The 2,602-nt window shown below is 25.2% G+C and carries 1 protein-coding gene; it reads left to right on the forward strand.

Annotated features, from left to right (window positions below):
• Nucleotides 1-2,354 (forward strand): hypothetical protein (locus JN03_RS10025; RefSeq protein ID WP_166666775.1); only part of this gene is annotated, 2,354 nt, incomplete at its 5' end.
• Nucleotides 2,355-2,602: the final 248 nt, after the last annotated feature.

Raw genomic sequence — 2,602 nt, forward strand, 5'->3', positions numbered from 1 at the left:
TTAAAGCAAGAGTTAAAATTGTAGATAAAAATACTAAAGAATCATCAGAGTTTCGTGAAGTTGAAATAGCAGGATTTTTTGATTACAAAAAAGCAGTTGCAGAAGCAGCTTCAAAAATTACTTTTGATTATACAGGTAAAGAAAACATTTTTGCAAATTCACTAGATAAGATTTTCTTAACAAATACGCTTTTGTCACAACAATACTCTAATAACTTAGAAGTTATTTATTATGGAAATGAGTTAAAACAAGAAGATGAAACGGTAAAAGAAAAAAGAACAAATGTTGTAATTTATTACAAAATTAAAGATAAAAAGACTCAATTTGTTTCTGAAGAAAAAACTTTTATTATTAAAAACTTCAAGCAATATTTAACAAAAATTGAGTTAGATGGATATATAGATAGCGTTAATGATCCTTTATCAGTAGTTTCTTCAAATACGATCGAAGCTATAAGTATAAATAATTTTTCGCAATTAAAAACAAAGTTAACTGATGATGTGGAAGTTGATCCTGGTAGTGTTGAAATTTCATATCCTGCTGATTTGGTATCCATAAAAGTATCATTTAGAATTAAAGAAAAAAATGGTAGAACTGACATATTCTCAAAACAAGTATCAAAAACTATTTCAGGCTTCAAAATGCCTCAAAAACTCATAGATGATTTAGCACAAAAAATTACTTTTGATGTAACTGATAAATCAAATAGAATGGCTTATGGTTTGTGGGATAAATTTTCAGATGTTCAAGTATCAAATAAAGATTTACGAATTGATTTTGAAGGTATACCTTCTGTTAAACAAACTGATAGAGATAAAATTACTATTACATATAAAGTAAAAGATAAACAAAATAATAATGTTTCACAAGAATACAGTAAAACTATATCGGGTTTTAAAACTTCAACTCAAAATGAAGATAGTTTTCTATATGATGTTATTGAACGTAATGGAAACAAAGTTGCTGTTTTAACTGGAAGAATCAAAGATGTTTTTGTAGTTCCAGCTAAAATTGGATCATACAAAGTTGTTAAAGCAAACACCTTATATGCTAATGAAAGTAATTTTAGTACAAGTTATTTTGTTGAAGTAGAAGAAGGTGTTGAAGAAATTGAAAGATTAATTATAAACACTTATGATGAAAAATACGCTCAAATATTGGGTGTAAAACTTCCAAAATCAATCAAGAAAATTGATACTTTAATTGCGGGAGAATCGGGCGATTTATACTACCTTGAAATGTATGATAATGTTGAACAAATAAATAATCTATTTTCAAGTTATTCTAATATATATGGTGCTAACGAACAATATAAACCAGTTAAGTATAATTTGTCAACAGGATATTATTTAGGTATAAAACAAGCACAATGACCAAATCTAAATGTTAATAGTAATAATTATGCAGATTTAAAAGGTTCGTTTAGAATAAAGCTATTATCTACAAATCAAAATAATAAAAAAATAAACTTGCGTGAAGATAATGTTAACAATAAATTTTATTTAGAATCAAATGATGGTTCTAAGTTATATAAATTTTATGATAATAAAGAAACACAAACTGAATATAATGACAATTTGAATTATTCATGACTTGCTAAAAATGCGTTTACTGGTAATAAATTGACAAAAGTTATTTTAAACGCAAATAATTTGAATAAATTAGATTATTTTATGTTTGATTTTACTAACAAAGCATTAAAAGAATTAGATTTACGAAATCATAAAAAGGATAATTTTAACTTCGAACTAATTGCAGACGCAAATACAATCGAAAAATTATATCTTCCTGAATTTCAAGATAACAACGGTCCAAATATAATGAATTACACTCTTAAAAACTATAATGCTATTAAAGAATTATATCTTCCAAAGAATGTAAAGCAAATTTCTAGAACAATTATTACTGGTAAAGGAAGATTACAAAAAATAAATTTAGATGAATTGACTATGCTAGAAGTAATTGGAGAGGAAAATCATAATTATCCGGTTTTTGCACACTCATTTTTAGAAATAAAAGAATTAGACTTCACTAAAACAAAATTAAGATTAATTAACAGAAGAGCATTTAATTGAATCGCTGTTGATCTTAAATTGCCACAAGTAGCAAAAATTGAAAGATTTTTCTATTATGGTACTGTAGAACGTGATGAAATGAATAGTTGAATTAATCAGACAAATTCTGAAAATTGAGCAAAAGTAAAACTAGAATTTTGAAAAAAAATTACTATTTCAATTAAAGGTTACGCCGGAAAGCCTAATGAATGAAGTGATTATTGAGCTGGTCAGTTTTGAAAATCTAATCAGCCAAACGGAGTAACGGATAAAGGATTTGAAATTAAATGAAATCAATAATTCAAATCGCCAAAATTAGTTTTAACTAAAAACTTACTTATAAATTTATATAAAAAAAACAAAATCGACTAATAACCGCGTTTGATTTTGTTTTTTGTTACTAATTTTATTTTTGTTAGACAGTTCTAATAAGAAATGGGATTTTAATTTAACAAAAAAATAAAGACTAGAAATCTCACAAATTTTTCCTGACTTAAACATAATTTTTGCTTAAAATCTATTTCTACAAGCGTTTTTTTTTTTTTTTT

Origin of the sequence: Metamycoplasma hyosynoviae (assembly GCF_004365165.1) — a bacterium.
GTDB lineage: Bacteria > Bacillota_I > Bacilli_A > Mycoplasmatales > Metamycoplasmataceae > Metamycoplasma > Metamycoplasma hyosynoviae.